Annotated in this window: 25 protein-coding genes; 18 read left to right on the forward strand and 7 right to left on the reverse strand. The window is 59.6% G+C overall.

The window, feature by feature from the left end; translation table 11 throughout:
• Positions 1-10: 10 nt before the first annotated feature.
• Positions 11-607: a cupin domain-containing protein gene (locus tag ACFOW6_RS05450; protein ID WP_382421326.1), complete on the reverse strand. Its 597-nt coding sequence runs from the start codon at positions 605-607 to the stop codon at positions 11-13.
• 364 nt (positions 608-971) lie between these two features.
• A complete protein-coding gene (locus ACFOW6_RS05455) occupies positions 972-1,412 on the reverse strand; it encodes a hypothetical protein (protein WP_382421327.1) in 441 nt (146 codons plus the stop codon).
• 93 nt (positions 1,413-1,505) lie between these two features.
• Between ACFOW6_RS05455 and panB the strand changes: the two genes are divergently transcribed.
• The 10 genes from panB to ACFOW6_RS05505 all read left to right on the forward strand — a co-directional run bounded on the left by panB (position 1,506) and on the right by ACFOW6_RS05505 (position 10,456).
• On the forward strand, positions 1,506-2,372 hold the full coding sequence (gene panB, locus ACFOW6_RS05460; protein ID WP_382421328.1) for a 3-methyl-2-oxobutanoate hydroxymethyltransferase: 867 nt from the start codon (positions 1,506-1,508) through the stop codon (positions 2,370-2,372).
• A gap of 76 nt (positions 2,373-2,448) precedes the next feature.
• Positions 2,449-3,156, forward strand: coding sequence for a GntR family transcriptional regulator (locus tag ACFOW6_RS05465; protein WP_382421329.1), 708 nt, complete (start codon positions 2,449-2,451; stop codon positions 3,154-3,156).
• 304 nt (positions 3,157-3,460) lie between these two features.
• Entirely contained in the window at positions 3,461-4,528 is a 1,068-nt protein-coding gene (dctP, locus tag ACFOW6_RS05470; RefSeq protein ID WP_382421330.1) for a TRAP transporter substrate-binding protein DctP, read from the forward strand.
• 158 nt (positions 4,529-4,686) lie between these two features.
• On the forward strand, positions 4,687-5,208 hold the full coding sequence (locus tag ACFOW6_RS05475; RefSeq protein WP_382421331.1) for a TRAP transporter small permease subunit: 522 nt from the start codon (positions 4,687-4,689) through the stop codon (positions 5,206-5,208).
• Complete coding sequence (locus ACFOW6_RS05480) at positions 5,208-6,518, forward strand: TRAP transporter large permease (RefSeq protein ID WP_382421332.1); 1,311 nt, start codon at positions 5,208-5,210, stop codon at positions 6,516-6,518. Before ACFOW6_RS05475 ends, ACFOW6_RS05480 begins: the two co-directional genes overlap by 1 nt.
• Positions 6,519-6,607: 89 nt before the next feature.
• Entirely contained in the window at positions 6,608-6,895 is a 288-nt protein-coding gene (locus ACFOW6_RS05485) for a DUF6166 domain-containing protein (protein ID WP_382421333.1), read from the forward strand.
• Positions 6,896-6,975: 80 nt separating this feature from the next.
• A complete protein-coding gene (locus ACFOW6_RS05490; protein WP_382421334.1) occupies positions 6,976-7,872 on the forward strand; it encodes a phytanoyl-CoA dioxygenase family protein in 897 nt (298 codons plus the stop codon).
• A complete protein-coding gene (locus ACFOW6_RS05495; RefSeq protein ID WP_382421335.1) occupies positions 7,869-8,468 on the forward strand; it encodes a cysteine dioxygenase family protein in 600 nt (199 codons plus the stop codon). The genes ACFOW6_RS05490 and ACFOW6_RS05495 overlap by 4 nt, the downstream gene beginning before the upstream one ends.
• Before the next feature lie 120 nt (positions 8,469-8,588).
• Entirely contained in the window at positions 8,589-9,359 is a 771-nt protein-coding gene (locus ACFOW6_RS05500; protein WP_382421336.1) for a sterol desaturase family protein, read from the forward strand.
• A gap of 140 nt (positions 9,360-9,499) precedes the next feature.
• Positions 9,500-10,456 carry a GlxA family transcriptional regulator gene (locus tag ACFOW6_RS05505; RefSeq protein ID WP_382421337.1) on the forward strand — a complete coding sequence of 319 codons (957 nt, stop codon included), beginning with the start codon at positions 9,500-9,502 and terminating at the stop codon, positions 10,454-10,456.
• On the opposite strand, the gene ACFOW6_RS05510 is transcribed toward ACFOW6_RS05505, so the two are convergent.
• From ACFOW6_RS05510 to ACFOW6_RS05530, 5 genes are all read right to left on the reverse strand, one after another.
• Positions 10,451-11,617, reverse strand: a complete 1,167-nt coding sequence (locus tag ACFOW6_RS05510) for a sensor histidine kinase (RefSeq protein WP_382421338.1) — start codon at positions 11,615-11,617, stop codon at positions 10,451-10,453. The two genes, ACFOW6_RS05505 and ACFOW6_RS05510, sit on opposite strands and share 6 nt — an antisense overlap.
• Before the next feature lie 400 nt (positions 11,618-12,017).
• Positions 12,018-13,427, reverse strand: a complete 1,410-nt coding sequence (locus ACFOW6_RS05515) for an aspartate aminotransferase family protein (protein WP_382421339.1) — start codon at positions 13,425-13,427, stop codon at positions 12,018-12,020.
• Between the two features lie 44 nt (positions 13,428-13,471).
• On the reverse strand, positions 13,472-14,959 hold the full coding sequence (locus ACFOW6_RS05520; RefSeq protein WP_382421340.1) for an NAD-dependent succinate-semialdehyde dehydrogenase: 1,488 nt from the start codon (positions 14,957-14,959) through the stop codon (positions 13,472-13,474).
• A gap of 211 nt (positions 14,960-15,170) precedes the next feature.
• On the reverse strand, positions 15,171-15,674 hold the full coding sequence (locus ACFOW6_RS05525) for an Lrp/AsnC family transcriptional regulator (protein ID WP_382421341.1): 504 nt from the start codon (positions 15,672-15,674) through the stop codon (positions 15,171-15,173).
• 122 nt (positions 15,675-15,796) lie between these two features.
• Positions 15,797-16,828 carry a TRAP transporter substrate-binding protein gene (locus ACFOW6_RS05530; protein ID WP_382421342.1) on the reverse strand — a complete coding sequence of 344 codons (1,032 nt, stop codon included), beginning with the start codon at positions 16,826-16,828 and terminating at the stop codon, positions 15,797-15,799.
• A 177-nt stretch (positions 16,829-17,005) separates the two neighbouring features.
• Between ACFOW6_RS05530 and ehuR the strand changes: the two genes are divergently transcribed.
• The 8 genes from ehuR (at position 17,006) to doeB (ending at position 25,398) form a co-directional block, all read left to right on the forward strand.
• A complete protein-coding gene (gene ehuR / locus ACFOW6_RS05535) occupies positions 17,006-18,406 on the forward strand; it encodes a MocR-like ectoine utilization transcription factor EhuR (protein WP_382421343.1) in 1,401 nt (466 codons plus the stop codon).
• Positions 18,407-18,551: 145 nt separating this feature from the next.
• Positions 18,552-19,124 carry a TRAP transporter small permease gene (locus ACFOW6_RS05540; RefSeq protein WP_382421344.1) on the forward strand — a complete coding sequence of 191 codons (573 nt, stop codon included), beginning with the start codon at positions 18,552-18,554 and terminating at the stop codon, positions 19,122-19,124.
• Positions 19,125-19,137: 13 nt separating this feature from the next.
• Positions 19,138-20,418 (forward strand): TRAP transporter large permease, encoded by a 1,281-nt coding sequence (locus ACFOW6_RS05545; RefSeq protein ID WP_382421345.1) that lies wholly within the window; start codon positions 19,138-19,140, stop codon positions 20,416-20,418.
• Positions 20,415-21,197: a maleate cis-trans isomerase family protein gene (locus ACFOW6_RS05550; RefSeq protein WP_382421346.1), complete on the forward strand. Its 783-nt coding sequence runs from the start codon at positions 20,415-20,417 to the stop codon at positions 21,195-21,197. Before ACFOW6_RS05545 ends, ACFOW6_RS05550 begins: the two co-directional genes overlap by 4 nt.
• Complete coding sequence (eutB, locus tag ACFOW6_RS05555) at positions 21,197-22,192, forward strand: hydroxyectoine utilization dehydratase EutB (RefSeq protein WP_382421347.1); 996 nt, start codon at positions 21,197-21,199, stop codon at positions 22,190-22,192. The genes ACFOW6_RS05550 and eutB overlap by 1 nt, the downstream gene beginning before the upstream one ends.
• The gene (gene eutC, locus ACFOW6_RS05560) at positions 22,185-23,174 is read left to right on the forward strand and encodes an ectoine utilization protein EutC (RefSeq protein WP_382421348.1); all 990 of its coding nucleotides are present in this window, start codon (positions 22,185-22,187) and stop codon (positions 23,172-23,174) included. The genes eutB and eutC overlap by 8 nt, the downstream gene beginning before the upstream one ends.
• A gap of 25 nt (positions 23,175-23,199) precedes the next feature.
• Positions 23,200-24,381 carry an ectoine hydrolase DoeA gene (gene doeA, locus ACFOW6_RS05565; RefSeq protein ID WP_382421349.1) on the forward strand — a complete coding sequence of 394 codons (1,182 nt, stop codon included), beginning with the start codon at positions 23,200-23,202 and terminating at the stop codon, positions 24,379-24,381.
• 6 nt (positions 24,382-24,387) lie between these two features.
• Complete coding sequence (gene doeB, locus ACFOW6_RS05570) at positions 24,388-25,398, forward strand: N(2)-acetyl-L-2,4-diaminobutanoate deacetylase DoeB (protein ID WP_382421350.1); 1,011 nt, start codon at positions 24,388-24,390, stop codon at positions 25,396-25,398.
• The last annotated feature ends 38 nt before the right edge of the window (positions 25,399-25,436 follow it).

Here is a 25,436-nt window from a genome sequence, read left to right on the forward strand (position 1 = left end):
TGAAAGAGCCTCAGTAAAGAGCCGGGGCGACAACCCACAGCACCCGACAGGTCAGGCCTCCATCGCACCAGAAACGGTGGGGTCTTTGCGCGTTGAAGGCGAAGCTGTCGCCGACGTCGAGGCGGTAATTACGGCCGTCGACTTCGAGGCCGAGGATGCCCTCGAGGACGGTGCCACACTTGGCGCCTTCGGGATGATTGTAGGGTCGGTCGCTGGAGACGCCGTCGGGGCGGATGGCGATTTCCATCATCTGGATGCCGGGGCAGGCGTCGGGGGTGAGCAGTTCCTTGCTCATGCCCTTGCTGCCGAGGTCCAGATGCCGGCGGTTGTCGTTGCGCACGATGACGCCGTTGTCGCCCGGTTGTGGCTCGCCGCCGGCATCGAACAGCCAGCCCATGGGCATGTCGAGGGCGGCGCAGATCTGGCGCAGGGACTTGAGCGAGGGCGAGGAAAGCCCGCGTTCGATCTGGCTGAGCTGGCCGATGGAGATGCCGCTATGCACGGCAATCTCCTGCAGCGACAGCCCCTTCACCTTGCGCCGCAGCCGCAGCTTGTGGCCCATGTCATCCTGCGCCTGCTCTTCCGTTTCTTTCAGTTGCAGACTCACGATCCTATCCTTTCTTCCTGTATTGCCCCGGTTCCAATTCTGGAAAACCACACGTCGAAGTTACTCAGTATATTGTACACAACCTGCCGCTTCACGAGCCCCCAGCGAAAGCTGAAACGATGTATTTTCCAGGTATGTACGAAGGGCATTAACAATAGGAATTGCGAGAGAAAGAGAACAAAAAGCCTCTCCGAATTGATTCGGAGAGGCTTTTTACGCCTGAGATTGCAGCTATATTTTTATTTTGCTGCCGTCATCCACCTCAGCGCGGACCCGTATTCCTTAAAAATACTATCGGATTACAAATTATGCAGTGTCCTCAGTTCTTTCTATGGAAGGTTCCAAATAGTGTTCTTCTTCGCTCTCAAATTATGAGCCAAATGAATTGTAAAACCAAAATTATAAGGCAAAAGATACCAAGAATTATCGCGCCTTGCAGTGTATTGCGCAGACTTTCGGGCAGGACCTGATGGAAGAGTGGCGCTGACAAAAGCACTAGTCCGAATACAATTATGAAAACAGGCCATAAACTTGAGAGAAATGCTGAATAGACGGTCACTGCTACTGGGGTCAGGCCTGCAAAGATCAAGAAGAAAATCACGACATCTCCCGAGAAGGAGGCCAGCACTTTCGGTCGATTGATGCGCCTTGCTGAATAGGCGAGATTCAGTCCCAGGAGGCAGGCGGACAGAGTGGCGAGAGCCGTCAGGAGCCAGGCCAGGATGTCGGCTAGCGGCATAAGCTGGAGTCCATGAGTAATCCTTTGTTCATGTACGGCTTTTCCGGGACCGCGATGCTCAGCCAAGCGACCGCTTGACCCCCGAAGCGGCAGGCTTTAAGCATGTTACTAATATATCAAGCGTCGATCAGCAAACAGTAATCAAGGAGGAGGCCTGTCGTGGCGACAGAGAAGAAGAAGCGCAGCATTACGGAAATCCGTGACGCCAAGGAGTCCGGCGAGAAGATGGTCTATACCTCCGTGCCGGATTATACCTCGGCACGCTGGGCGGAAATGGCCGGGGTCGATGTCTGCGTCGTCGGCGACAGTCTTGCCATGGTGGCCCATGGCCATGCCAGCACCATCCCGGCCACCATGGAAATGATGGTCATGCATTCCCTGGCCGTGCGCCGGGGGGCTTCCAACACCTTCGTGCTCGGCTGCATGCCCTATCAGAGCTACAACACTGTAGATCGGGCCCTGGTCAATGCCACCCGCTTCATGCAGGAGGCGGATTGCGACGCGGTAAAACCCCAGGGCGGCAAGAGCCAGGCACATATCCTCAAGGCCCTGGTCGATTCCGGAATTCCAACCGCTTCGCATATCGGGCTCACGCCGCATACCATCGCCATGTTCGGCGGTTTCAAGATCCAGGGCAAGACGGCCGAGGCCGCCATGAAGATCCTGGAGGATGCGCTGGCGATCCAGGATGCCGGCTGTTTCATGCTGGAATTCGAGGCGGTACCTGCCACGATCGCCAAGGTGATCTCCGAACAGCTGGAGATTCCGACCATCGGCATCGGGGCCGGGGCGGGAACCGATGGCCAGATCCTGCTTTCCTACGACCTGCTCGGCGTCTTTACCGACTTCAAGCCGAAGTTCACGAAGCGCTATGCCAACCTGACAGAGGTTGCGGTCGATGGACTGCAAAAATATGTCGAGGAGGTGAAGTCAGGGGCCTTTCCGGATGACGATCACTCCTACAGCATCAATGAGGCGGAGTATGAGTCCTTTCTCACCATGGTTGAAAAGCGCAAGCAACATTAGTATTCAATTGCAGTGATGTTGATACGGTTGATCCGGTGGATGTCCCCGGACCGCTTTGCGGGAGGAGCGCGACGAGGTGAGCCTTAACGAGGAGACAGACCCCCTGGACCAATCAGAATCCGATACCACCGAACAGGGCAAGAGCCTGACGGAGAGAGCCTACAAGCGGCTTGAGGAGTTGATTGTCACGCTTCAGCTTGCGCCCGGAGCGGTGCTCTCCGAAGCGCAGCTTGCCAAGCAGCTTGGTATCGGGCGCACGCCGATCCGCGAAGCTCTCCAGCGTCTCTCCCGTGAGGGGCTGATCGTCATCCTGCCGCGGCGCGGAATCCTTGTTTCCGAGATCAATGTCACGCGTCAGCTCAAGCTGCTGGAAGTGCGGCGTGAGCTGGAGCGCCTGATGGCCAGTTGCAGTGCGCGCCGGGCCAGTAGCGGTGAAAAGGAAGAATTCCGCCAATTGGCGGAAGGCATGACAAAGGCTGCGGAGAACGAGGATGACATCACCTTCATGCGGCTGGATCGCAGGCTGAACCAGCTGCTCTGTCAGGCCTCGCGCAACGAATACATCACCAATGCCATCGGGTTGATCCAGAGCCTTTCGCGGCGGTTCTGGTACTCTCACTACAAGGAAGTACTGGACCTGCCGCTCTGCGCGCGTCTCCACGCCTCCCTAGCAACGGCCATTTCCCAGGGGAATCCCGAAGAGGCCATGCAGGCCAGCGACGATCTGATGGATTATATCGAGGATTTTACGCGTGCCAGCCTGGATGCGCCCACACGGTATTGATTCCTCACGCGGGACTCCGAGTTGCGGACACTGGAGCAGCCCGTCTGAGAGAGACAGCGCGTGTGCAGGCAGGTTCTATCCCGGCAAATAAAGATTCATATTATATTCATCTTTACTGAAATTCAATTCCGATTTTTTAGCGTCAAACGAAAAAGCCTCCCCTCTGCTGCTTGACGTCAAAAGAAAGCTGCAATAGCGTACCTCCTAATAGATATATCAGTCATATCTAATCTGTCTGCATCAGAACTATCAGGCAGCACAAATCAAACAAGGGAAGGGAGGACCCATGTCTATGAAATCCTTTATGAAAACCACATCCTTGGCGGCGACGCTGGCCACAGTTGCTATTGTGGGCAGTGTGGAGGCACAGGACACCTACGAGTGGCGCATGGCCACCGGCTGGGGTGGCGGCCCCCTCATGGATATCGGCGCCCAAGCCTTTGCCGATCGGCTGGAACTGCTCAGCGACGGGCGCATGAAAGTCGAGGTCTTCCAAGGCGGCGCGATCGGCGAGCCCTTGAAAGTGACCGATTCCGTGCGCCGCGGTATTGCCGACATGGGTCACACCTGGCCCGGTTACGACTGGGGCCGCGATACCACGGCTGTGGCCTTCGGCGGTTTTGCCGGCACCATGGATGACGAACGCATGATGCACTGGCTCTACGAGGGCGGTGGCGTCGAGCTCTGGAAGGAATGGCGGCAGGAAGAATTCGGCGTGGTCGGCATGCCATTGTTCACGCGTACGGCAGAGACGTTTCTGAATTCCCGCAAGAAGGTCCAAAGCCTGGAGGATCTGGAGGGCCTCAAGCTGCGCACGGCCGGCGCCTGGATCGACATGTCCAAGGAGCTTGGAGCTTCACCGGTGACCACCGCAGGCGACGAGATCTATCCCATGCTGGAGCGTGGCGTGATCGATGCCACCGAATGGGGGACGCCCTGGGAAGATACCTATCCCAAGTTCTACGAGGTCACCGACTACATTATTGTTCCAGGCGTTCACCAGCCAGTGGCGCCCTTCGAACTGCAGGTCAACCAGGAGGTCTGGGACAGTCTCAACGAGCGTGATCGCCAGCTGATCGAGACGGCGGCCGAACTGACCACCTTGAAAGCCTGGATGAAGGTTGGCCATGAAAGTGCAGCGGCCATGAAACTCTTCGAGGAAGAGGGACTGGAGATCGTCGAGCTTGATCCGGAGGTGCAGGTCAAGGCGCGCGAGATCGGGATCGAGTGGGCCAATAAGCAGTCTCAGGAAAATGAATGGTTCGACCGTGTCTGGGAGTCCCAGCGTGAATTCGAGAAGCTCTGGGCTGATGCGGAGTCATATCGCCGCCTTGTGCCTGAAACCAGGGCGCTCGGCTTGGACACCGAATAAAGCCTGATCGGACACTGCGGGCGGAGGTTCAGGGGGAATCTCCGTCCGCAGGTCTGTTCGGCTATCTCTTTTCAGACCATAGTGCTGCTTTTCGCAGTGAACGGGGACCGCCCACGACGCTTTCCACGCAAGCGCATGGCGGGACGGGGAAGGCCTGAATGCTTATCGTTGCGCGATTTCTCGAGAAGATCACGCAGAGCAGCGGCATCATCGCCGCGCTCATCATCATACCGCTTATCCTGAGTACTTGTTACGAAGTCTTTGCCCGCTATGTCTTCGGGGCACCGACCATTTGGGCCTATGAGCTGGGCTACATGGGCATGGGGGCACACTTCCTGCTCGGAATGGCCTATACCCTGAAGGAAAAGGCGCATATCCGCATCGACCTGATCTATGCCTTCCGAGGGCCGAAAACCAAGGCGGCAATCGATTTCCTAGGCTATGCGGTCATCATGCTGCCTTTTACCATATGGCTGTCCTGGGGGCTCTTCATGTACTACGAGGAAGCCTTGATGTTCGAGGAGACCTCCGGCCAGTCGGCCTGGAACCCCGTCATCTGGCCGTTTCGCCTTTGCATGATGATAGGTTTCGTTCTTCTGGCCATCCAGTTGGTGGCCGAAAGCCTGAAGTGTCTCTCCGTCCTCGTCGGACAGTCCGCCAGTCTTGAGGAGGCCGAGTAATGGAACTTGCAGCCTTTCTCATGTTCTTGGCGCTTCTGGCGCTGATCTTTCTCGGCATTCATATTGCATTCGCGCTTTTCGGGGTCGGTCTCGTCTTTGGCATATTCATCTATGGGGATGCCCTGATCTGGCAGTTTGTCGGGCGTGTCGAAAGCCTGGCCAGCAACTATATCCTGGCAGCGGTTCCACTCTTCGTCTTCATGGGATCCCTGCTGGAGCGCTCGGGCATTGCCGAACGCCTGTTCGATGCCATCCAGATCTGGGTGCGGCGTCTGCCCGGTGGCCTCGCTGTCGGCACCATCATCATGTGCATCATCTTCGCAGCCTCCACGGGTGTAGTGGGCGCCACCGAGACGGTGGTGGGCCTGCTCGCCATTCCGGCAATGATGAAGTACAACTATGACAAGGGCTTGATTGCGGGATCCATCTGTTCCGGCGGATCCCTTGGCACCATCATTCCGCCTTCAGTGGTGCTGATTGTCATGGGACCGCTTGCCGACGTTTCCATCGGCTGGCTGTTTGCCGGTTCCATGATACCCGGACTGATCATGGCGTTGCTCTACATCATCTACACCATCGGCCTCTGTACGCTGCGACCTGAGGCTGGTCCGCGGCCGGAAGACGAAGTGCAGATGCCGCTGGGGCAGAAGCTGGTGATCACCGCAAAGGCGCTCCTGCCGCCCCTCATGCTGATCATAGCAGTGCTGGGCTCGATCCTGGCCGGCGTTGCCTCTCCCACCGAAGCCGCGGCGATCGGCAGCGCAGGAGCCGTTATCCTGGCGCTGACCTACGGGTCACTGACCCTCTCCCTCTTCTGGGAGGCGATCATGAAGACTCTGCGGGTGACCTGCATGATCATGCTGATCCTGCTGGCCGGGACGGTCTTCACCGGGGTCTTCTTCTCCATGGGCGGCGGCAGCATGATCTCGGATTTCCTGCTGGGAATGGATCTCAGCCCCTGGCTGCTGCTCTTGTTCATCCTGCTGATGGCTTTCGTCCTGGGCTTCTTCCTGGAATGGATATCCATTCTTCTGATCTTCATACCGATTTTCACGCCAATCGTGACGCAGATGGGGTTCGATTCGGTCTGGTTCTGCATTCTTTTCCTGATCGTGATCCAGACAGGCTACCTGACACCGCCGATGGCGCCTGCGATCTTCTATCTGCGCGGCATTGCGCCGCCGGAGATTAAGCTGACGGACATGTACCGGGGCGTGGTGCCCTTCCTGGCTCTGCAAGCCATTACCATGGGCATAGTCATGGCCTTCCCGCAGACGGTGCTCTGGCTACCCAGGCTTCTGTTCAACTGATCGGAGGCGGGGCGTGCGCAGTGAGGCGGCAGATGATGGAAGATTGCCCAGAAATATGATATATCAGTTGAATACGAAAGGAGCTGACCGTGAAGACCTACCTTGGACAGCGCACGATGGACGGGCCTCAGGTGACCGTGGACGGCCAACCGCTGGATCCACGGTTTGACCTGAAGACCCTTTCCGAGGAGGGGTTCGAGTGGACCTACGAAGGTGACGCGCCGGCCCAGTTGGCCCTGGCCATTCTGGCGGATCATTTCCAGGACGACCGAAAAGCCCTGGAACACTACGACAGCTTCATGCGCAAGGCGGTCGCGAACTTCAACAACGATTGGGAAATGACCACCAAGGACATCGACCATCTGCTGAACGAATAGGTGGTTCAATGCTCGATTCTGCCGTCTGCGGACGGCGATAAACGGCCGGAGCTCAACGACCCGGCAGGAGAGGAGACGCCATGACACCCGAAGATATCCTGTCCCATCCACCCCGTGTCCTGACCCAGAAGCAGAGGGAGTCCTATTTCGAGACGGGATATCTTCTGGTCGAGAAGTTCCTGGAGGACGCGTGGCTGGAGCGACTGCGTGCGTCCGTGGACAAGCTGGTTGAACGCAGCCGAACGGTCACACAGTCGGATTCCGTATTTGATCTCGAGCCCGGGCACACGGCGGACGATCCTCGCCTGCGCCGCGTTTCCAGCCCGAATGACGAGGATGTAACCTTCTGGAACTACGTCGTGGAGTCGAGATTGGGGGACCTTCTGGCGGATCTTCTGGGGCCGGACGTGAAGTTCCATCAATCCAAGCTGAACTTCAAATGGGCCAAGGGGGGCACCGAAGTCAAATGGCACCAGGACGCCCCTTTCTTCCCGCACACCAACCCGGCGGTATTGACCGTGGGAACCTATCTCTATGACTGCGGCATGGATCAGGGACCTCTGGGGGTCGTGCCCGGCAGTCACGAAACGGAAATCTTTGATCATTACGACAGCGAAGGAAATTGGACCGGCCATATCGGTGAGGAGGATCTCAAGCGTGTGGCGACAAACAAGGCGGAGTATCTCTGCGGGCCAGCTGGCTCTCTGACCCTGCACAACTATCGCACTGTCCACGGTTCGGAACCCAATAGGTCGGATGCTGGCCGCCCCCTGCTGCTCAATGTCTTGTCCGCAGCCGATGCCATGCCCTACACTTACAATCCGCTGAAGACCAAGTACTATCAGCAATGCGTGCGGGGAAAACCGGCCAAATGGGCCCATCATGACGGCCGCCCGCACCTGATTCCACCGGATTGGAGTGGAGGGTATACCTCCATCTTTGCACTGCAGCAGAAAGAGAAGAACGACGCGGCATGACAAATTTCGCCGGCCTGGCGCGACTGCGGAACGTCATCAAGCAGGTAACGAGCCGTGCGGAAGCTGAGGGCGATACGGACTCTCAAGAGTTCGTCGACTTCTGCCATATGCAACTGCAAGAGCTGATCTCCTGCGATGACTGGTTGCCAGAGGAGTTCGCCGCAGCGCACCCCGATCATTACCAGCAGTATCTCCTGCACTGCGATCCGCTTGAACGCTTCAGCCTGATCAGCTTTGTCTGGGGTCCCGGTCAGAAGACCCCGATCCACAATCATGAAACCTGGGGCCTGATCGGGATGCTGAGGGGGTCCGAGATCTCACAGGCATACGAGGTCGCAGATGAAGGAGGGCTGGTGCCGGGACGGCACGAAGTGCTCAATCCCGGAGATATAGCCTTCGTGTCACCTGAAGCAGGAGACATACACGAGGTCATCAATGCCTTTGAGGACCAGGTCTCCATCTCCATCCACCTCTATGGGGCGAATATCGGCGTGGTGGAGCGTTCGGTCTACGAGCCGGCCAGCGGACGGAGCCGTCCTTTTGTCTCGGGGTACGCTTCCGCCCTGACACCGAACATCTGGGGATTATCAGCCTAGTCCTGAGCCTGCTGCACGCTTGCCCAGTCGAGCAAGGCGGAGGCAATCTATGGGTTGGCAGCTGATCTATCTGTGATATATTACGAATAAGGTTAAACGGAAACAAAGGAGATTCACGTCATGATGCCAGAACGCCAGGCGCGTTTCCGCGAGGAATACCGGAGACGTATCGCCAAATGGTACAATGGCCCACTGCACGTGGCCGTCATATACGGTGTCGGCCTTGCGGCCATGATCCTCTACATTTCCAATATCCAGAACGTTCAATGGTGGGAATGGCTGGCCGTTCCAGCTGTCTTCCTGTTCTGCAATTTCTTCGAATGGTTCCTGCACCGTCACATCATGCACCGACCGCAGAAGAACAAGCTACTGCGTGCGGTCTATACGCGCCACACCCTGATGCACCACCAGTTCTTCACGGACGAGGAGATGCGCTTCGACGGCTCGCGTGACTGGCGCGTAACTTTCTTCCCTCCCTATGCCCTGGGTGCCTTCATCCTGATGACGATTCCAGGAGCTCTGCTGTTGGGCTGGATATTTTCAGCCAACGTCGGCTGGCTGACCATGTGCACGACGACCAGCATGTACATGATCTATGAGTTCATGCACTTCTGCTGCCATGTCGACGAGAATGCCTTCGTGCGGAACATGCCTCTCGTCAACACACTACGCCGTCATCATACGGCCCACCACAATCAGTCGATCATGATGGAAAGAAACATGAACCTGACCTTCCCCATCATGGACTGGCTGTTCGGGACCTCGGACCTGGATCGGGGACTCATTGGCCATCTCTTCAACGGCTACAACAGCAAGCACGTGAAGACGAACATGCGCAAGACCGCGCGCACGCCCGGCCGCAAACCCGAGGGGGCTGAGGCCACGGCCTGAACTTTCAAGCGCGCTCCCGTGCGTTTTTCGGCGGGCGATTTCGATCGCCCGCCATTTTTTTGCCGCCCGGGAGCGTTTAGGCTTTCATGCTTGGCTCGGCCAGAAGATGCTTGTCCACAATGACTTTAGAGTCGGATCTCATGAGCACGGTACGTTATGGCCTTTTCATCCTGCCGGGATTCGATCTCGTCAGTTTCTCGGTCTGCTGCGAGACACTGCGGCTGGCCAACGACGTGGCCCGGCAGAAGCTTTACAGCTGGGAGGTCGTGACCGGGAGTGGCCAGGCTGTCGAAAGCGCCAGTCGAATCCCGGTTTCGGGACGATCGCTGGCGGGCGAGTCCACGGACTACGATCGTCTCGTTGTCTTTGCCGGCAATCAGGCAACCTCGTATGCCAATCGGAATGTCTTCGACTGGCTGCGCCAGCTGTCCCGGCGTGGCTGTTTGCTGGGCGGCGTGGATGCCGGGGTCTGGGTTCTCGCCCGTGCCGGTCTTCTGGGCGGCTATCGCTTTGCTCTTGGCTCGGGCTATCATCTGGCATTCCGTGAGACGTTCGATCTTGTTCCAGAGCCAGCGCATCCCTTCGTACTGGACCGTGAACGCCTGACCTGGGCCGGAGGTGGGAGCGCGTTCGAAGCGATGTTCGAACAGCTGCGCCAGGATCATGGCCGGACACTGTCCAGCAGTGTCGCCCGGAGCAGCCGCTATCCCGTATTGCCGGAGACTCCGGAGCCTCAGAGTACAGCCTTGCCCGAGAAGCTTGCGACTTGCCTGGAGATCATGAAGCAGAACATAGAGGAGCCACTGTCGAGTGCGGAATTGGCGGCAGCAGTGGGGTTGTCCGTGCGCCACCTCGAGCGCCTCTTCCACGGCACGTTCCAGGCTGCTCCCCAGAAGGTCTATCGCTCCCTGCGCTTGCAGGAAGCGCGCAGGCTGGTGCATTTCACCGAACTCTCGATCACCGAGATATCAATTGCCACCGGCTTCGACTCCTGCTCGCATTTCGCCCGCTGCTTCCGGGGTGAGTTTGACATGACTCCCTCCAGCTGGCGCCGATCCCGCAAGGGGCAGCGGGTTGAAGTGGAAGCGGGATTATGAGCCAGTGGAGGCGGTGAGGGCCGTGGTTTTTCCGGGCGGGTCGATGGTGATGCGATCCGCAGGCAGGAGTACACGTACCGTCGTTCCTTCCCCAGGGGCGCTCTCGATTTCCATGCGCCCGCCGTGCAGTTCGATCAGCCGCTTCGTAAGCGGAAGACCAAGACCGGTTCCCTCATGCCCCCGGGTGCTTGGGGAAAGGGCCTGATAGAAGGGTTCTAGCACCCTTTCCATGTCGTCCTTGGAAATGCCGATGCCCGTATCACGGATGACGAACTCGACGCCGCTGGGGGTGTCCAGGAGGCTGGCATGAACCGTGCCGTTCTTCGGTGTGAACTTGACCGAGTTCGAGAGCAGGTTGAGCAGAATCTGCAGGAGCCTGACGGAATCCCCGCGAAACGGGATTGCTTCCTCGGGAAGCTCCTGGAGCAAGGCGATCCCATCCTGTCGAGCACGGGGGGTCACCATGGTGACGGCCCGTGTTAGAAGGTCTTTGAGTTCGACTTCCTCGTCGCCGATCTCGAGCTTACCGGCTTCCGCCTTCGACATGTCGAGAATCTGGTTGATCACCTGCAGGAGATGCTGGCCGCTGTTGTGGATGTCTTCCGCGTAGCCACGGTAGCGGCCCACGCGGATTTCACCGAACACCTCATTGCGGATGATATCGGAAAATCCGATAATCGCGTTGAGCGGTGTGCGCAGTTCGTGGCTCATCATGGCGAGGAACTCTGATTTCGCCACGCTGGCCAGTTCGGCGACACGGTTCGCCTGCTCCAGTTCGAATTCGCGATGCTTGAGTTCGGTGATGTCGGTGGCAAAGCCTGCAATGGCACCGCTGGCGGTCCGTTTCTTGAGGATGCGAAACCAGCGGCCGTCCGGGTAGAGATGGTCGCTGGGACGTCCATCGGCCACCTGATGGGCACGCAGGCGGATGGCGACTTGCTGATCCGCTTCCTCTTCCGACAATTCATTGTTGAGGGTCAGCCGTATTACGTCTTCGTAGGCAATGGGGCGCGGCAGCTTGCGGAAGGCCTCGTGATGGATGTTCTCGTAACTCTTGTTCCAGACGAGCAGGCGGTTGTGCCGATCATAGAGGGCAAAGGGGCTGGGTGTGATGTCCACGGCTTCGCGCAGGAGGCGCAGCTCGTTAAGGACTTCCTGCAACTCATTCTCCTGTCTGAGGAGGCGCGTGTGCAGTTTTTTCTGCTGTCTGTTCCGGGAGAAGGTAAAGAGGAAGAGGCTCAGGAGGCCGGGCAGAGCTGCGGCCAATACGCCTGTCAGCAAGGGAGCTGTCGTGCTGGAGCCTTGCGTGATCAGGTAACCTGTCAGGAGGATGAAGAAAACCGAGCTGCCCCCTGCAATGAGAGGCAGAGCCAGATTTCTTGCGTGATGTGTACGGTGCGCCCGATTGTTCACATCATGTCCTGATGCAGATCAGTAATAAACAGTCTGTATAATACGATCCAAGTCTTAAGAACGCATGAAAATTTTGGGTTGACGGAGAGGGGGTGTCGCCGTGTGCGCGGGATGCCGTACCGCTTCCGGAAGGCATCCCGCGACAGGATCATGCGGCGGACAGGGCGTTTTCCGCACGCAGCTTCTCGTAGACCTGGTCCACGGCCTTGCGGGTACCCTCCACGATGCGATCAACCTCCTCTCGGTTGATCACCAGGGGCGGGGCGAAGCCCAGGATGTCGCCATGCGGCATGGCCCGGGCGATGATGCCATGTTCCAGACAGGCCGAGGAGAGGGCTGGACCAACCTTGTGGGATGGGTCGAGAGGACGTTTGCGGTCCTTGTCGGCGACGCATTCCAAGGCAGCCAGCAGGCCCACTCCGCGAACCTCGCCGATCAGCGGATGATCGTCGAAGGTTTCATGCATGCGCTGCTGGAAATATTCACCGGTGCGCTTCGCGTTGCCGGTCAGGTCCTCGCCATCGACGATGTCCAGGTTGGCATTGGCCGCGGCCGCACATATCGGATGGGCGGAATAGGTCCAGCCATGCCCGATAGCGCCCATCTGGTCGGAGCCCTGTTCCAGGACCTGCCAGACCTTCTCGCCGACGATCACGCCGGAGATGGGCAGGTAGCCGCTGGACAGGCCCTTGGCCACCGTTATCAGGTCGGGCTTCATGTCGTATTTCTGGGAGCCGAAGTAGGCGCCCGTGCGTCCGAAGCCGGTCACAACCTCGTCTGCGATCAACAGAATATCGTACTTGTCGAGAACGGCCTGGATTTCCTGCCAGTAGCCTTCGGGCGGAGGCACGATGCCGCCGGTGCCGAGTACGGGCTCTCCGATGAAGGCGGCCACGGTGTCGGGGCCTTCCTGCTGGATCATCTCCTCCAGCTCGGCCGCACAGCGCCGCGAGAAGGCCCGTTCGTCCTCGCCCTCTTCGGCCTGCCAGTAATGATGTGGCGTGCGAGTGTGAAGGATGGGCGAACGTGGCAGGTCGAAGGCTTTGTGGAAGAGCTCCAGGCCCGTCAGACTGCCGGTCATGACCCCCGAGCCATGATATCCGCGCCAACGCGAGATTATCTTCTTCTTTTCCGGACGTCCCAGGATATTGTTGTAGTACCAGACCAGCTTGAGCTGTGTTTCATTGGCATCCGACCCGGACATGCCGTAATAGACGCGGCTCATGCCGGCCGGTGCGCTGCGGATGATGCGCTCGGACAGACGTATCGCCGGCTCGTTTCCGTGCCCGGCATAGGCATGGTAGTAGGCCAGCTTGCTGGCCTGTTCGGCGATGGCATCGGCGATTTCCTGGCGACCGTAACCCACATTGACGCAGTAGAGGCCGGCAAAGGCGTCCAGGCTGCGCTTGCCCTCGCTGTCCTCGATGTAGACTCCCTGGCCGCCCGTGATGATGCGGTTCGGGCTTTCGCCGTCCGCATGCTGGCGCATGTGGGTCGAGGGGTGGAAGAAGTGAGCGCGGTCGAGCTCCTGCAGCTCGGGCGTTGGATTGTTGCGCATGGTCTTTCCTTTCTCTTGCTGTCTGTTGTTCTTTTTTGCGGACCTTAGTGCGAGGAGCAGACGTACTGGATTTCGGTGAACTCCTCCAGTCCGTGACGGCTGCCTTCGCGCCCCAGTCCGGATTGTTTCATGCCGCCGAAGGGGATGGGGGCACCTGTCATCTTCACGCGATTGACGGCGACCATCCCGTATTCCAGCTGGCTGGTGACGCGCTTCACACGGGCGTGATCCCGCGTGTAGAGATAGGCCGCGAGCCCGTATTCCGTATCATTGGCACGTTGCACGACTTCGTCTTCCGTTGCAAAGGGGCAGACAGCGGCGACGGGTCCGAAGGTTTCCTGCTGGTAGATCTTCATCTCCGGCGTAACATCCGCCAGAAGCGTGGGCTCATAGAACAGTTCGCCGCACTCATGGACACGACCGCCGGTCAGCAGGCGCGCGCCCTTGGCCACCGCGTCATCGACATGTTCCTGGCACTTGGCAATGGCTTTCTCGCTCATCAGCGGACCGAGGTCCACATCAGCCTCGAGACCGTTCCCGACCGCCTGGGCCGCCACGGCATCGCCATAGGCCTTCAGGAAAGGCTCGTAGATGTCCTGGTGAACGTAGATGCGGTTGGCGGCCAGGCAGTCCTGTCCCGTCGTGGCGAACTTGGCGGAGAGGGCGCCGGAGACGGCTTCCTCCATCGGCACGTCGGGGAAAAGAATGAAGGGTGCGTGTCCACCCAGCTCCATGGACATGCGCTTGACCGTGGCCGCACCCTGGGCCAGCAGCTTGCGCCCGACTTCGGTCGAGCCGGTAAAGGACAGGGCGCGCACCTTGGGGTTGCGATTGAACTCTCCGACGATGGCTTCCGGGTCTCCCGTGACGACCGAGAAAAGCCCGGCCGGCAGTCCCGCCCGTTCGCCAAGTTCGGCAAGGGCAAGAGCAGAGAAGGGCGTTTCCGAGGCGGGGCGAACAACCACGGGACACCCGGCCGCGATCGCTGCTGCCGCCTTCCGTGTGATCATGGCCGACGGGAAGTTCCAGGGTGTCACGGCTGCGACAACACCCACGGGCTGGCGTCGAAGCTCCATGTCGCAGTCGGGCAGGTGCGGGGTGACGGTCTCCACGTTGATGCGTCGGGTTTCCTCGGCATACCACTGCAGAAAGGATGCTGCGTAATCGATCTCGCCACGGGACTCGGCCAAGGGTTTGCCCTGTTCCAGGGTCATGAGGATGGCGAGGTCTTCCTTGTTCTCGCACATCAGCTCATACCAGCGTTGGAGAATAGCGCCGCGCTCCTGAGGCAGCCGTGCCTTCCAGTCAGCGAAAGCGGACTGCGCTGCTTCCACGGCCTGGTGCGCCTCGTTCTCGCGCATGTCCGGGATGCTGCCGATATAGCTCTGGTCGGCCGGATTGGTCACCGGAAGGACCCGGCCGTTGGACGCCGAACACCACTTGCCGGCAATGTAGGCCTGTTCCCGGAACAGGCGGGCATCGCGCAGAAGGGGCAGAACCGAAGTCTGATGGAACTTCTCTTGTGTGAGCATAGCATGAACTCCCTGTAGTCCCCGTCGACCATTCGAAGCACGGGCTGTATGGCCAAGCGAGGTATGACATGCAGCACGACCTCAATCCTGCACGCACGAAGGATGCGTGGGAGCGGCCGGCAACCTTTCGGCAAGCTATCAGTCCTGTCAGGGAGAGGGTTTTTGAAGTTGGCTGCTACGGGAGAGAGTTTATCCCGCTGTAGCGGCACCTTCAGGAAGACTTTTCCGGCTCTTGTGCCGTATCGCTCATGAGCATCTGCAGGGGGACTTCGCGGCTTTCCTTGATGGGCTTCGTGACGATGTAGGTGAAGTACCGGTCTATGCCGATATCCAGGGTCAGCAGCCCATCGATAAGGCGCTGGTAGTGATCGACGTCGCGCGCCACCACTTTCACCAGATAGTCGATCCCGCCGCCGGTGGCGTAGCATTCCAGGATTTCCGGGGTTTCGCGCATGGTCTGTTCGAAGCGCTGGAAATCCGCCTGATGATGGCGATGCAGTGTGATCTCGGTCAGAACCAGAGTGAATCGCGCCAAGCGTGTGAGATCAAGACGGGCATGGTATCCGGCAATCACACCCTGCCCCTCAAGCCGACGCAGACGCTCCCAGCAGGGGGTGGCGGAGAGGTTCACTTTCTCGGCAAGCTTGAGCTTGGTGATCCGGCCCTCACGTTGCAGGACGGCCAGGATCCGGATGTCGATCTCGTCAAGTTTCATGGCTTTTGGGGTACTTGAACGCGGTTCAGCAGAGTGTCCAGGCCGAACGAAGAACGCCCCGACTGTCACGTGAGATCAGGTCGGGGCGTTCAGTTCCGGAGAGTCCGGAGGTCAATGGGGGATCAGTTCTCCCCCATCTCCTCTTCCGCTTTCTCGATTTCGGAGCGCAGCTTCTCCACGACTTCCTCGGCATTGCCGCCGACCTCGTCGATGTAGAACTGGTCAAGCTGCTCGGCACGCTCGGCAAAGGCTTCACGTTCCTCCGCCGTGAGTTCGACGTACTCGATGTCGGGCGCTTCCTCCTTGATGTTCTCGCGGCTGGCCTGGTTCAGCTTCTGCTGTTCCTCGTAGATGAAGTCGGTCAGCTCGCTGCGGATATCCATCAGCATGTCCTGGCGCTCTTCGGACAGGCCATTCCAGAAGTCCGAATTCGCCACCACGGTGGTGGTGTACTCCTGCTCGCCCGTCCAGATGAGATAATCCGTCACTTCATAGAACTTGGCGCTCTCGATGAAGAAGATCGGATTGACCTGGGCGTCGATGGTGTTCAGCTGAAGACCGCTGTAGACCTCACCCCAAGGCAGGGCCACCGGATCGGCCCCGAAGGTATCATAGGCCTCGACCAGAAGCGGCGAGGTCATGACGCGGAACTTCACGCCTTCCAGGTCTTCCGGCTCGCGGACCTCCTTCTTGGTGGTCCAGACCATTTCGCCTTCGGGATAGATGTCGAAGAGCTTGAGGCCCTTGCTCTGGAAGTCGTCCGCCAGTTCCCCGTAGAGTGCTTCACTGTTGCTCAGCACCTTCTTGTTCACCTCCTCGTTCTCGGAGAGCAGGTAGGGAATCAGCAGGACCTGGATTTCCGGTACGAAGCTTCCCAGGTGGCCTGGCGAAGCGTTCGAAAACTGAACGGCTCCGTTGGCCGTCAGCTCCGTGATGTCGTTCTCGTTTCCGAGCTGTCCGTAGGTGTAGATCGTGACGGAGACCTCGCCATCCGTCCGTTCCTCAACCATACGCTTGAATTCCTCGGCGTAGATGTCCTGGACATCGCCGTCGCTTTCCTCGTGCGCGAACTTCCACTCCTCCGCGGCCAGCGTTCCGGCCGCGAACATGAGTGAAGCCGCAGTTGTAACGGCAAGCAATGCTTTCCTGCGCATCTCCTGTGCCTCCTAGCTTTTGTTAAAGATTTGGGCCTGCGGGCCGGCTGCCTGAGGGCAGGATACGCGGCGCACGGGCCATGACTCTCTTGGCGATTGCCTGAAAAAGAGTTCATTGCATATTGAAACGTGTCAATAAAAGTATTGTCCTAGGTCAATCGAGGGAAGGGGATGGACATGGCGTGGACACCGAACCTGGGACAGCTTCATCCTGGGGTCGCCAAGCATAAGGCATTGGCCGAGGCGATCGTTTCGGACATCGGCAAGGGAGTGCTGAACAGCGGTGATCGCATGCCAACGCACCGCGAGCTTGCGCAACGCCTCAAGGTGAGTGTCCAGACCGTCAGTACGGCGTATCGCGAGGCAGAGCGACTCGGCTACCTTCAGGGGGAAGTCGGTCGGGGCACCTATGTGCGCACGCGCTTGACCGAGGGGGCGGGCTCCTACATGCTGGACAGTCGCCCCCAGGGCCTGATCGACCTTTCGATCATTCGGGCGGCTTACGGGGCGGAACAGGAAAAGTATTCACGTCGGATCCTCTGGGAGCTGGCGGAAAGCGAGAACGCGTCCTGGATGCGGCCTTGTCGTCCCGTAGCCGGGTTCGAAGAACACCGCGAGATGGCCAGCCGCTGGCTTGCCATGTTGGGCCTGGAGGCGCCGGCAGAGCGGGTGGTGATTACCAATGGCGCGTCCCAGGGGCTGTTTCTTGCCCTTTCCTCCATCATCCAGCGTGACGATGTGGTGCTGACGGAAAGCCTGACCGATCATGGTGTCATCGGCTGTGCGAACGTTCTGGGGTTCACCCTTCGGGGGCTGCCGACTGACGATGAAGGCGTTGTTCCGGAGGCCTTCGATGCCTATTGCCGTCACACGAGGGTGCGTGCCCTGGTCTGTATCCCCACCTTCAGCAATCCCACGGGAGCTTTGGCCGGTGCCCAGCGGCGCCAGGATCTGGCGGACATTGCGCAGTCCCATGGTGTCTACGTGATCGAGGACGAGGTCTATCGTCCGCTGCTGTCCCAGACCGTGCCGGCGATTTCCAGCTTCATTCCGGATCTGGCCTTTCATTGCACGAGCTTCACGAAATGTGCTCTGACCGGACTGCGCACAGGCTATCTGGTGGTGCCTACGTCGTTGACCCTGCGCGTGGCCAGCATCCTGCGTGTTACGGGCTGGATGGCGACGGCCCTGGTGGCCGAGATTGCGGCGCGATGGGTCAGGGACGGGACGGCAGCTCATCTTGTCTCGTTGCAGCGCGAGGAAATGCGCGCGCGGCAGCAGCTGGTTCAGGATATCCTTGGCGACCATGTCCTGCGCAATCATCCGGAAGCACTGGCGGCATGGGTTGGGGTGCCGGACTACTGGACCGAGGAATCCCTGGTGCAGGTGCTGCGCGAACGCGGCATCGCGGTCACGATCTCCGACCCCTTCATGACGCCCGGGGCCCGGCGCCCGAATGCCATACGAATCTGTCTCGGAGGACAATTCGATCAGGCACGACTGAGCGAGGCCCTGGAGGATATCCGCGAGACATTCCAGCGCTACCCGGCCATCAATGCGACCGGTTTTGTTTCCTGAATTGTATCAGGACAATATAAGTATTGAATCAATTTAAAATGAAGGGGCATGCTGTCCTCACAATAGCCGCACGGGGACGTACGTCGATTGTTTCGTCCGAACGCTGCGGAGAATTCGGGGTAACAGGGAAATTCACAGGTAGCCTATGTCGGAAAACGCGCCTGCCGGGAGTTCAGCCGCGGTCCGCTGTCTGACCTATATCGACAGCAGGATTGCCTTTGTAGAGCGCCAGATCTTGGCAATTTCGGTCATGCTGATGGCGTTAAATACCGTCGGTAATGTCATTGCCCGCATCGGTTTCAGCTCGAGCCTCTTCTTTGCTGAGGAATTCAATCGGTTTCTTATCGTCCTGGTGACGTTCGTTGGGGCCAGTACAGCAGCCCGTTACGGTCGGCATATCCGCATGTCGGCCATCACGGACGTGCTGCCGGCAAAGCCGCGCAAGGTCATGATGACGATCATTGCCCTGGTGACCGCCGCTCTGTTGTTCGCGCTGGCGATCTTCTCGATCAGCTATCTGCTCAGCCTCTACCAGTCGAATCGCTTGACGCCTTCGCTGCGCATTCCCGTCTATCTCATCTACAGCTTCGTGCCCTTGGGGTTGCTGCTGACGGCCATACAGTACGTGTTCGCAGCGGCTGCCAACATCCTGCGGCCCGGTGTCCATCTTTCCTACACCGTCAAGGACATGGAGTCCGACGGTTCGTCATCGATGTAGGGGGGAGCGCAACATGGAAGTCACCATTCTTGCCGTGATGATTGGTCTGCTGCTGCTGGGCTTTCCCATGATGGTGCCGCTTCTGGCGGCGGTCTTCGTCGGGTTCTTCATCTTCATTCCTTCGCTGAACCCCAACATCATTGTTCAGCAGATGATCAGCGGCATCAGTCCCGTGGCTCTCATCGCCGTGCCCATGTTCATATTCGCGGCGGATATCGTCACCAAGGGCCACACGGCCGATCGTCTGCTCGACCTGGCGATGTCCTTTGTCGGCCATGTTCGTGGTGGGCTTGCCATAACCACGGCCCTGGGCTGCACGTTGTTTGGCTCGGTTTCCGGCTCGACCCAGGCCACCGTGGTGGCCATGGGCAGTCCCTTGCGCCCCAAGATGCTGGATGCCGGCTACAAGGACAGCTTCACGCTGGCCCTGATCATTAACGCCAGTGACATCGCCTTCCTGATTCCGCCTTCGATCGGCATGATCGTCTATGGCGTGGTGGCCAAGACCTCCATCGGCGAACTCTTCCTTGCCGGCATTGTGCCGGGCCTGATGATCCTCGCCATGTTCTCGGTTTTCTGCTGGATATATGCGAAGGTCAACAATATCCCCACACAGGAGAAGGCCAGCTGGAGCGAGAAGTGGCGCATCGCCAGGAGAGCGGGACTTGCCGCCTTCTTCCCGATCCTGATCATCGGCGGCATCTATGCCGGGTATTTCAGTCCGACGGAAGTGGCCGCCATCGCGGTGCTCTATGCCTTCATTCTCGAGGTTTTCATCTTCCGGGCGGTGAAACTGTCGGAGGTGCCGTCGATCGCCTTCTCCACCGGCATGATCACGGCCGTTGTCTTTATCCTGGTCGGGGCGGGGGCGGCCTTTTCCTGGGTCATCTCCTTCGCCCAGGTGCCCCAGGCGGTGATCGGCGGTCTGGGCCTTGAGGGAGCTGGCCCCACCATAACCCTGATCGCGATCACGATCGCCTATTTCATTGGCTGCATGTTCGTTGATCCGATCGTGGTCATCCTCGTCCTGACGCCGATTTTTGCACCTTTGGTGCAGGCTGCCGGTCTGGATCCCGTCCATGTTGGCACGCTTGTCACCCTGCAGGTGGCGATCGGCTCGGCGACACCTCCGTTTGGCTGTGACATCTTCACCGCCATGGCCGTCTTCCGAAGGCCGTACATGGATGTGATTCGCGGGACGCCGCCCTTTATTTTCATATTGGTTCTGGCGGCAGCACTGCTGATTGCCTTCCCGCAGATCGCTCTCTTCCTGCCCACGCTTGCTCTGAGATGAGCGGTTATGGAGATATCGCAACGCTGACGGCATCGCCGAACGGCGCAGGACAGCCGCGTCGTGTGCGCATCGGACTGCTTGCCCTGGCGACGGATCTGGCCAGCGAGCACGATCTGCCGCGATTGCTGCCGGGGGACGTGGATCTCTATACAGCCCGCCTGGATTACCGGAACCCCGTGACCATGGAGAGCCTGCGGGCCATGGCAGGGAGTATCGGGGGGGAGGTGGCCAAGCTGCTTCCGGGGGGCGAGCTGGATGCCGTGATCTATGGCTGTACCTCCGGGACCGTCGCGATCGGGGAGGCCGAGATTGCCCGGTTGATTCACGACGTTCGTCCGGAATGTCCCGTGACCACGCCCCTGGGGGCTTGCCGCGAGGCTTTCCGGGCCCTCGATGCCCGGCGGATCGCGGTTCTGACGCCCTATACACCTGCCGTAACGCAGACCATGATCGCCGGCGTGGAAGCGTTCGGGTGCGAGATCACGAAGGCGGCCTGCTTCAATCTGGAAAGCGACTACGAGATGGCAGGACTTTCGCCGCAGGCGCTTCTCGAAGGAGGGCGAGAGGTGCTTGACGGGAAAGCCGAAGCGTTGTTTGTCTCCTGTACGGCGTTGCACGCCTCCGCGTTCGTAAGTCTTTTGGAAAATCAGCTGGGTATTCCAGTGGTGGCCAGCAATCAGGCGCTTGCCTGGCATGCGACCCGGCTCATGGGTCGAGCGGATGCCGTCGCAGGGGCCGGCCGCCTGATGCAGCTGCCTTTGCCTGCGGAGTCTGGGTAATGGATTACGGCATCACCCTGACGGAAATCGAGACAGCCCGTGAGAACATCTCGGGGACGGTCGTGCGTACACCGACGGTTCCCTCGCTGTCGCTGACCCGCCACGCCGGTGTGCCGGTCTCTCTCAAGCTGGAGCACACTCAGGTTACCGGCAGCTTCAAATTGCGCGGAGCGGCGAATGCGCTGGCCAGCCTGTCCGAGGCAGCGCGTACCAAGGGCGTCGTGGCCGTTTCCACTGGAAATCATGGGCGCGCTGTCGCACATGCGGCCAAGGTGGCCGGCGTCAAGGCCGTCATCTGCCTGTCCGAACTGGTGCCCGCCAACAAGGTCGATGCAATCCGCGCCCTTGGGGCCGAAGTGCACATTACCGGGCGCAGCCAGGACGAGGCCGAGAAGGAAGCCATGCGCCTGGAACGGGAAGGCATGACCTTTATCTCACCCTTCGACCACAAGGATGTCATTGCCGGGCAGGGAACACTCGGACTCGAGATGCTTGAGGACATGCCGGAGGTGAAGAACGTGGTGGTTCCGCTTTCCGGTGGAGGCCTGCTTTCCGGCATTGCCCTGGCCATCAAGGCCCGCCGTCCGGACGTTCGCCTGATCGGAGTGACCATGTCGCGCGGTGCGGCCATGTACGAAAGCCTGAAGGCCGGTCATCCCGTGGAAGTCGAGGAGGTGGAAAGCCTGGCCGATTCCCTGGGCGGCGGGATTGGCCTGGAGAACCGCTATACCTTCGCGATCGTGCGTGATCTGGTGGAGCGCTGCCTGCTGGTCGAGGAAGACGAGCTTGCCGAAGCGATCTCCCACGCTTATCGCGAAGAGCAGCAGGTCCTCGAAGGTGGAGCAGCGGCCGGTATAGCGGCCTTGCTGAGCGGCAGGTTGAAGCCGGACGGTCCGACATTGCTGGTCTTGAGCGGCCGCAACCTGGACATGGATCAGCACTGTCGTCTGGTGTGTGGGGGCGGCGCGGCTGCGAAGGAGGCCTCCAATGCCTGAGATCTCGATCCTCAATGAACAGGATCTGCGCGCACTGGTGCCCCTGGACAGGGAAGCCGTCGACTGTGTCGAAGAGGCATTCTCCCGACTGGCCGGGCAAGGTGTCGTCATGCCCCCCGTGCTGCGCCTGGATATCGAGGACGCGAATGGCGAGGTGGATGTCAAGACGGCCTACGTGCCGGGCCTTGAGTCCTTCGCTATCAAGATGAGCCCGGGGTTCTTCGACAATCCCAGGCTGGGCCTGCCCAGTCTGAACGGCTTGATGGTGGTCTTCTCGGCGAAAACAGGTTTGGTGGAAGCCCTTCTGCTCGACAATGGATACCTGACGGATGTCCGGACCGCCGCGGCGGGTGCCGTGGCGGCACGCCATCTGGCCCGTCCCGACGCACGCCATGCCGCGATCCTGGGAGCCGGCGTGCAGGCACGTCTGCAACTTCAGGCCCTGACCCTGGTGCGGAGCATCGAAACGGTCAGCATCTGGGCGCGTCGGGACGACAGCGCGCGCGAGCTGGCCCAGTGGGCCGAGGAACTGCAGCTCGAAGCACGGTTGTGTGCAAGCCCTCAGGAGGCCGTGGAGGCGGGGGATATCATCGTGACGACAACTCCCAGCAGGACCCCGCTGATCGAAAGCGGCTGGTTGACGGCGGGACAGCATGTGACAGCCATGGGCTCGGATTCCGAGCACAAGAACGAGATTGCGCCCTCCGTCCTGAGGGAAGTCGATCTCTATGTCTGTGACAGGCAGAGCCAGTGTGCTCTTATGGGGGAACTGCATCATGCCCTGGAAGCCGGTCTCGTGAGCGCTGAGGCAAGCTACCCCGAGCTTGGAGCCGTGATCTCTGGGGACCAGCCGGGGCGACAACAGGCCGGGGATATCACTCTCTGTGACCTGACGGGAACGGGAGTCCAGGATACGGCCATTGCCACCCTGGCTCGCAAACGGGCTTCGGCCACAGGGGCCGGAGCCAGCTTTACTTCGTAATTCTCAAACTTCTGGAGCCTGGTGTATGACGCAAGCTTCGCTTCCCTTTGAACGTTCGGAGTATGACGCACGCCTTGCCGCCACTCATGCCGCCATGGAAAGAGCGGGAGTCGATCTCCTGATCGTCAGCGATCCCTCGAACATGGCCTGGCTGACGGGTTACGACGGCTGGTCCTTCTATGTGCATCAGTGCGTCGTTCTGGGGCTTGCGGACGAGCCGGTCTGGTACGGCCGGATGCAGGATGCCAATGGCGCGCGGCGCACGGTCTACCTGCGTGAAGAGAACATCCTGCACTATCCGGATAACTATGTTCAGTCGCGTGAGCGCCATCCCATGGATCTGCTCTCACGCATCATCGAGGATCGCGGCAAGGGCGGCTCTTCCATCGGTGTGGAGATGGACAACTACTACTTCAGCGCGGCCTGCTTTCTCTCACTCCAGAAGTACCTGCCCAATGCCGCCTTCAAGGACGCCACGAGCTTGGTCAACTGGCAGCGCGCCGTGAAGTCGCCGCAGGAACTGGAGTACATGCGCCGGGCAGCGCGCATTACGGAGGTAACACATCAACGAGTCTGGGAAAAGGTGGAGCCGGGCCTGCCCAAGAACCAGCTGGTGGCGGAAATCTATGACGCGCAGATCCGTGGGGTCGACGGCTATGGCGGCGATTACCCGGCCATCGTGCCGTTGCTGCCGTCCGGAGCGGATGCCTCAGCGCCACATCTGACCTGGGATGATCAGCCATTCCGGGAGGGCGAGGGCACGTTCTTCGAGCTCTCCGGCTGCTATCGGCGTTATCACTGTCCGCTCTCGCGGACCATCTTTCTCGGCAAGCCGCCCCAGAAGTTCCTGGATACGGAGGCGGCGATCCTGGAGGGGATTGCTGCGGCGCTGGACGCTGCCAAGCCCGGCAACTGTTGCGAGGACGTGGAAACTGCCTGGCGCCAGGCCATTGCACGACACGGACTGGAGAAGGAAAGCCGCTGTGGCTATCCCATCGGTCTGTCCTATCCCCCTGACTGGGGAGAGCGTACCATGAGCCTGAGACCGGGGGACAGGAGCGAGCTGCGCCCGGGCATGTGTTTTCACTTGATTCCTGCCATCTGGCAGGATGACTGGGGATTGGAAATTACGGAAAGCTTCACGGTCACCGAACGCGGGGCCGAGACCTTCTGCAACTATCCCCGGAAGCTTCTGATCAAGGACTGATGCATCATGCTGGCTAGTGTTGAGTTTCTGCCGCCCAACCCGATTTCGACCTCGCTGGACTTCGAGTATGACGGAATCCAGCACGGCTTCCTGAAGCTGCCCTATTCCCATGACGATTCTGCCTGGGGCGCGATCATGATTCCCATCACCGTGATCCGGAACGGCGAGGGGGACACCGCCTTGCTGACGGGCGGAAACCACGGGGACGAATACGAAGGGCCGGTTTCGCTGTTCAAGCTCGCCAACGGGTTGACGGCGGACGAGATCCGCGGACGGGTCATTATCGTGCCGGCCATGAACTACCCGGCCTTCAATGCGGCCCGACGGACCTCTCCCATCGACGGCGGCAATCTCAATCGCATGTTTCCGGGGCGGCCCGACGGAACCACGACGCAGAAGATTGCTGACTACTTCCAGCGCTACCTGCTGCCAATGGCGGATTATGTCCTGGATATCCATTCCGGTGGCAAGACGCTGGAATTCGTGCCTTTCGCTGCCTGCCATATCCTGCCGGACAAGGAACAGGAAGAGCGTTGCCGCAGCGCCATGGAGGCCTTTTCGGCGCCCTATTCCATGCAGATGCTGGAGATGGACAGTCGCGGCATGTACGACACGGCGGCCGAAGCGTTGGGAAAGATCTTCGTCACCACGGAATTGGGGGGCGGAGGTACGGCCTCGGCGCGCAACGTGCATATCGCCGATCGCGGCGTGCGCAATTTCCTGAAACACGCCGGAATCCTGGAAGGGGTTCCGGAACGTGCCGAGAGTGTCATGCTGGATATGCCAGGCGACGAATGCTTCATCTCTTCGGAGGACGACGGTTTGCTTGAGCCCTGCGTGGACCTGGGAGATACGGTTCACGAAGGCGACGTGATTGCCCGGGTGCATAACATCCGCCGCACCGGCATTCCGCCACGGGATTACTATGCCACCATGGATGGTCTGCTCGTGGCACGGCATTTTCCGGGCATCGTGCGGGGCGGCGACTGCATTTCCGTTCTTGCTACCTGGTGGTGAATTTCCCGTCGGGCAGGCGATTGCATGAGGCGAGACAA

The organism is Fodinicurvata halophila (assembly GCF_042651425.1).
In the GTDB taxonomy this organism is placed as follows: Bacteria; Pseudomonadota; Alphaproteobacteria; order Kiloniellales; family DSM-21159; genus Fodinicurvata; species Fodinicurvata halophila.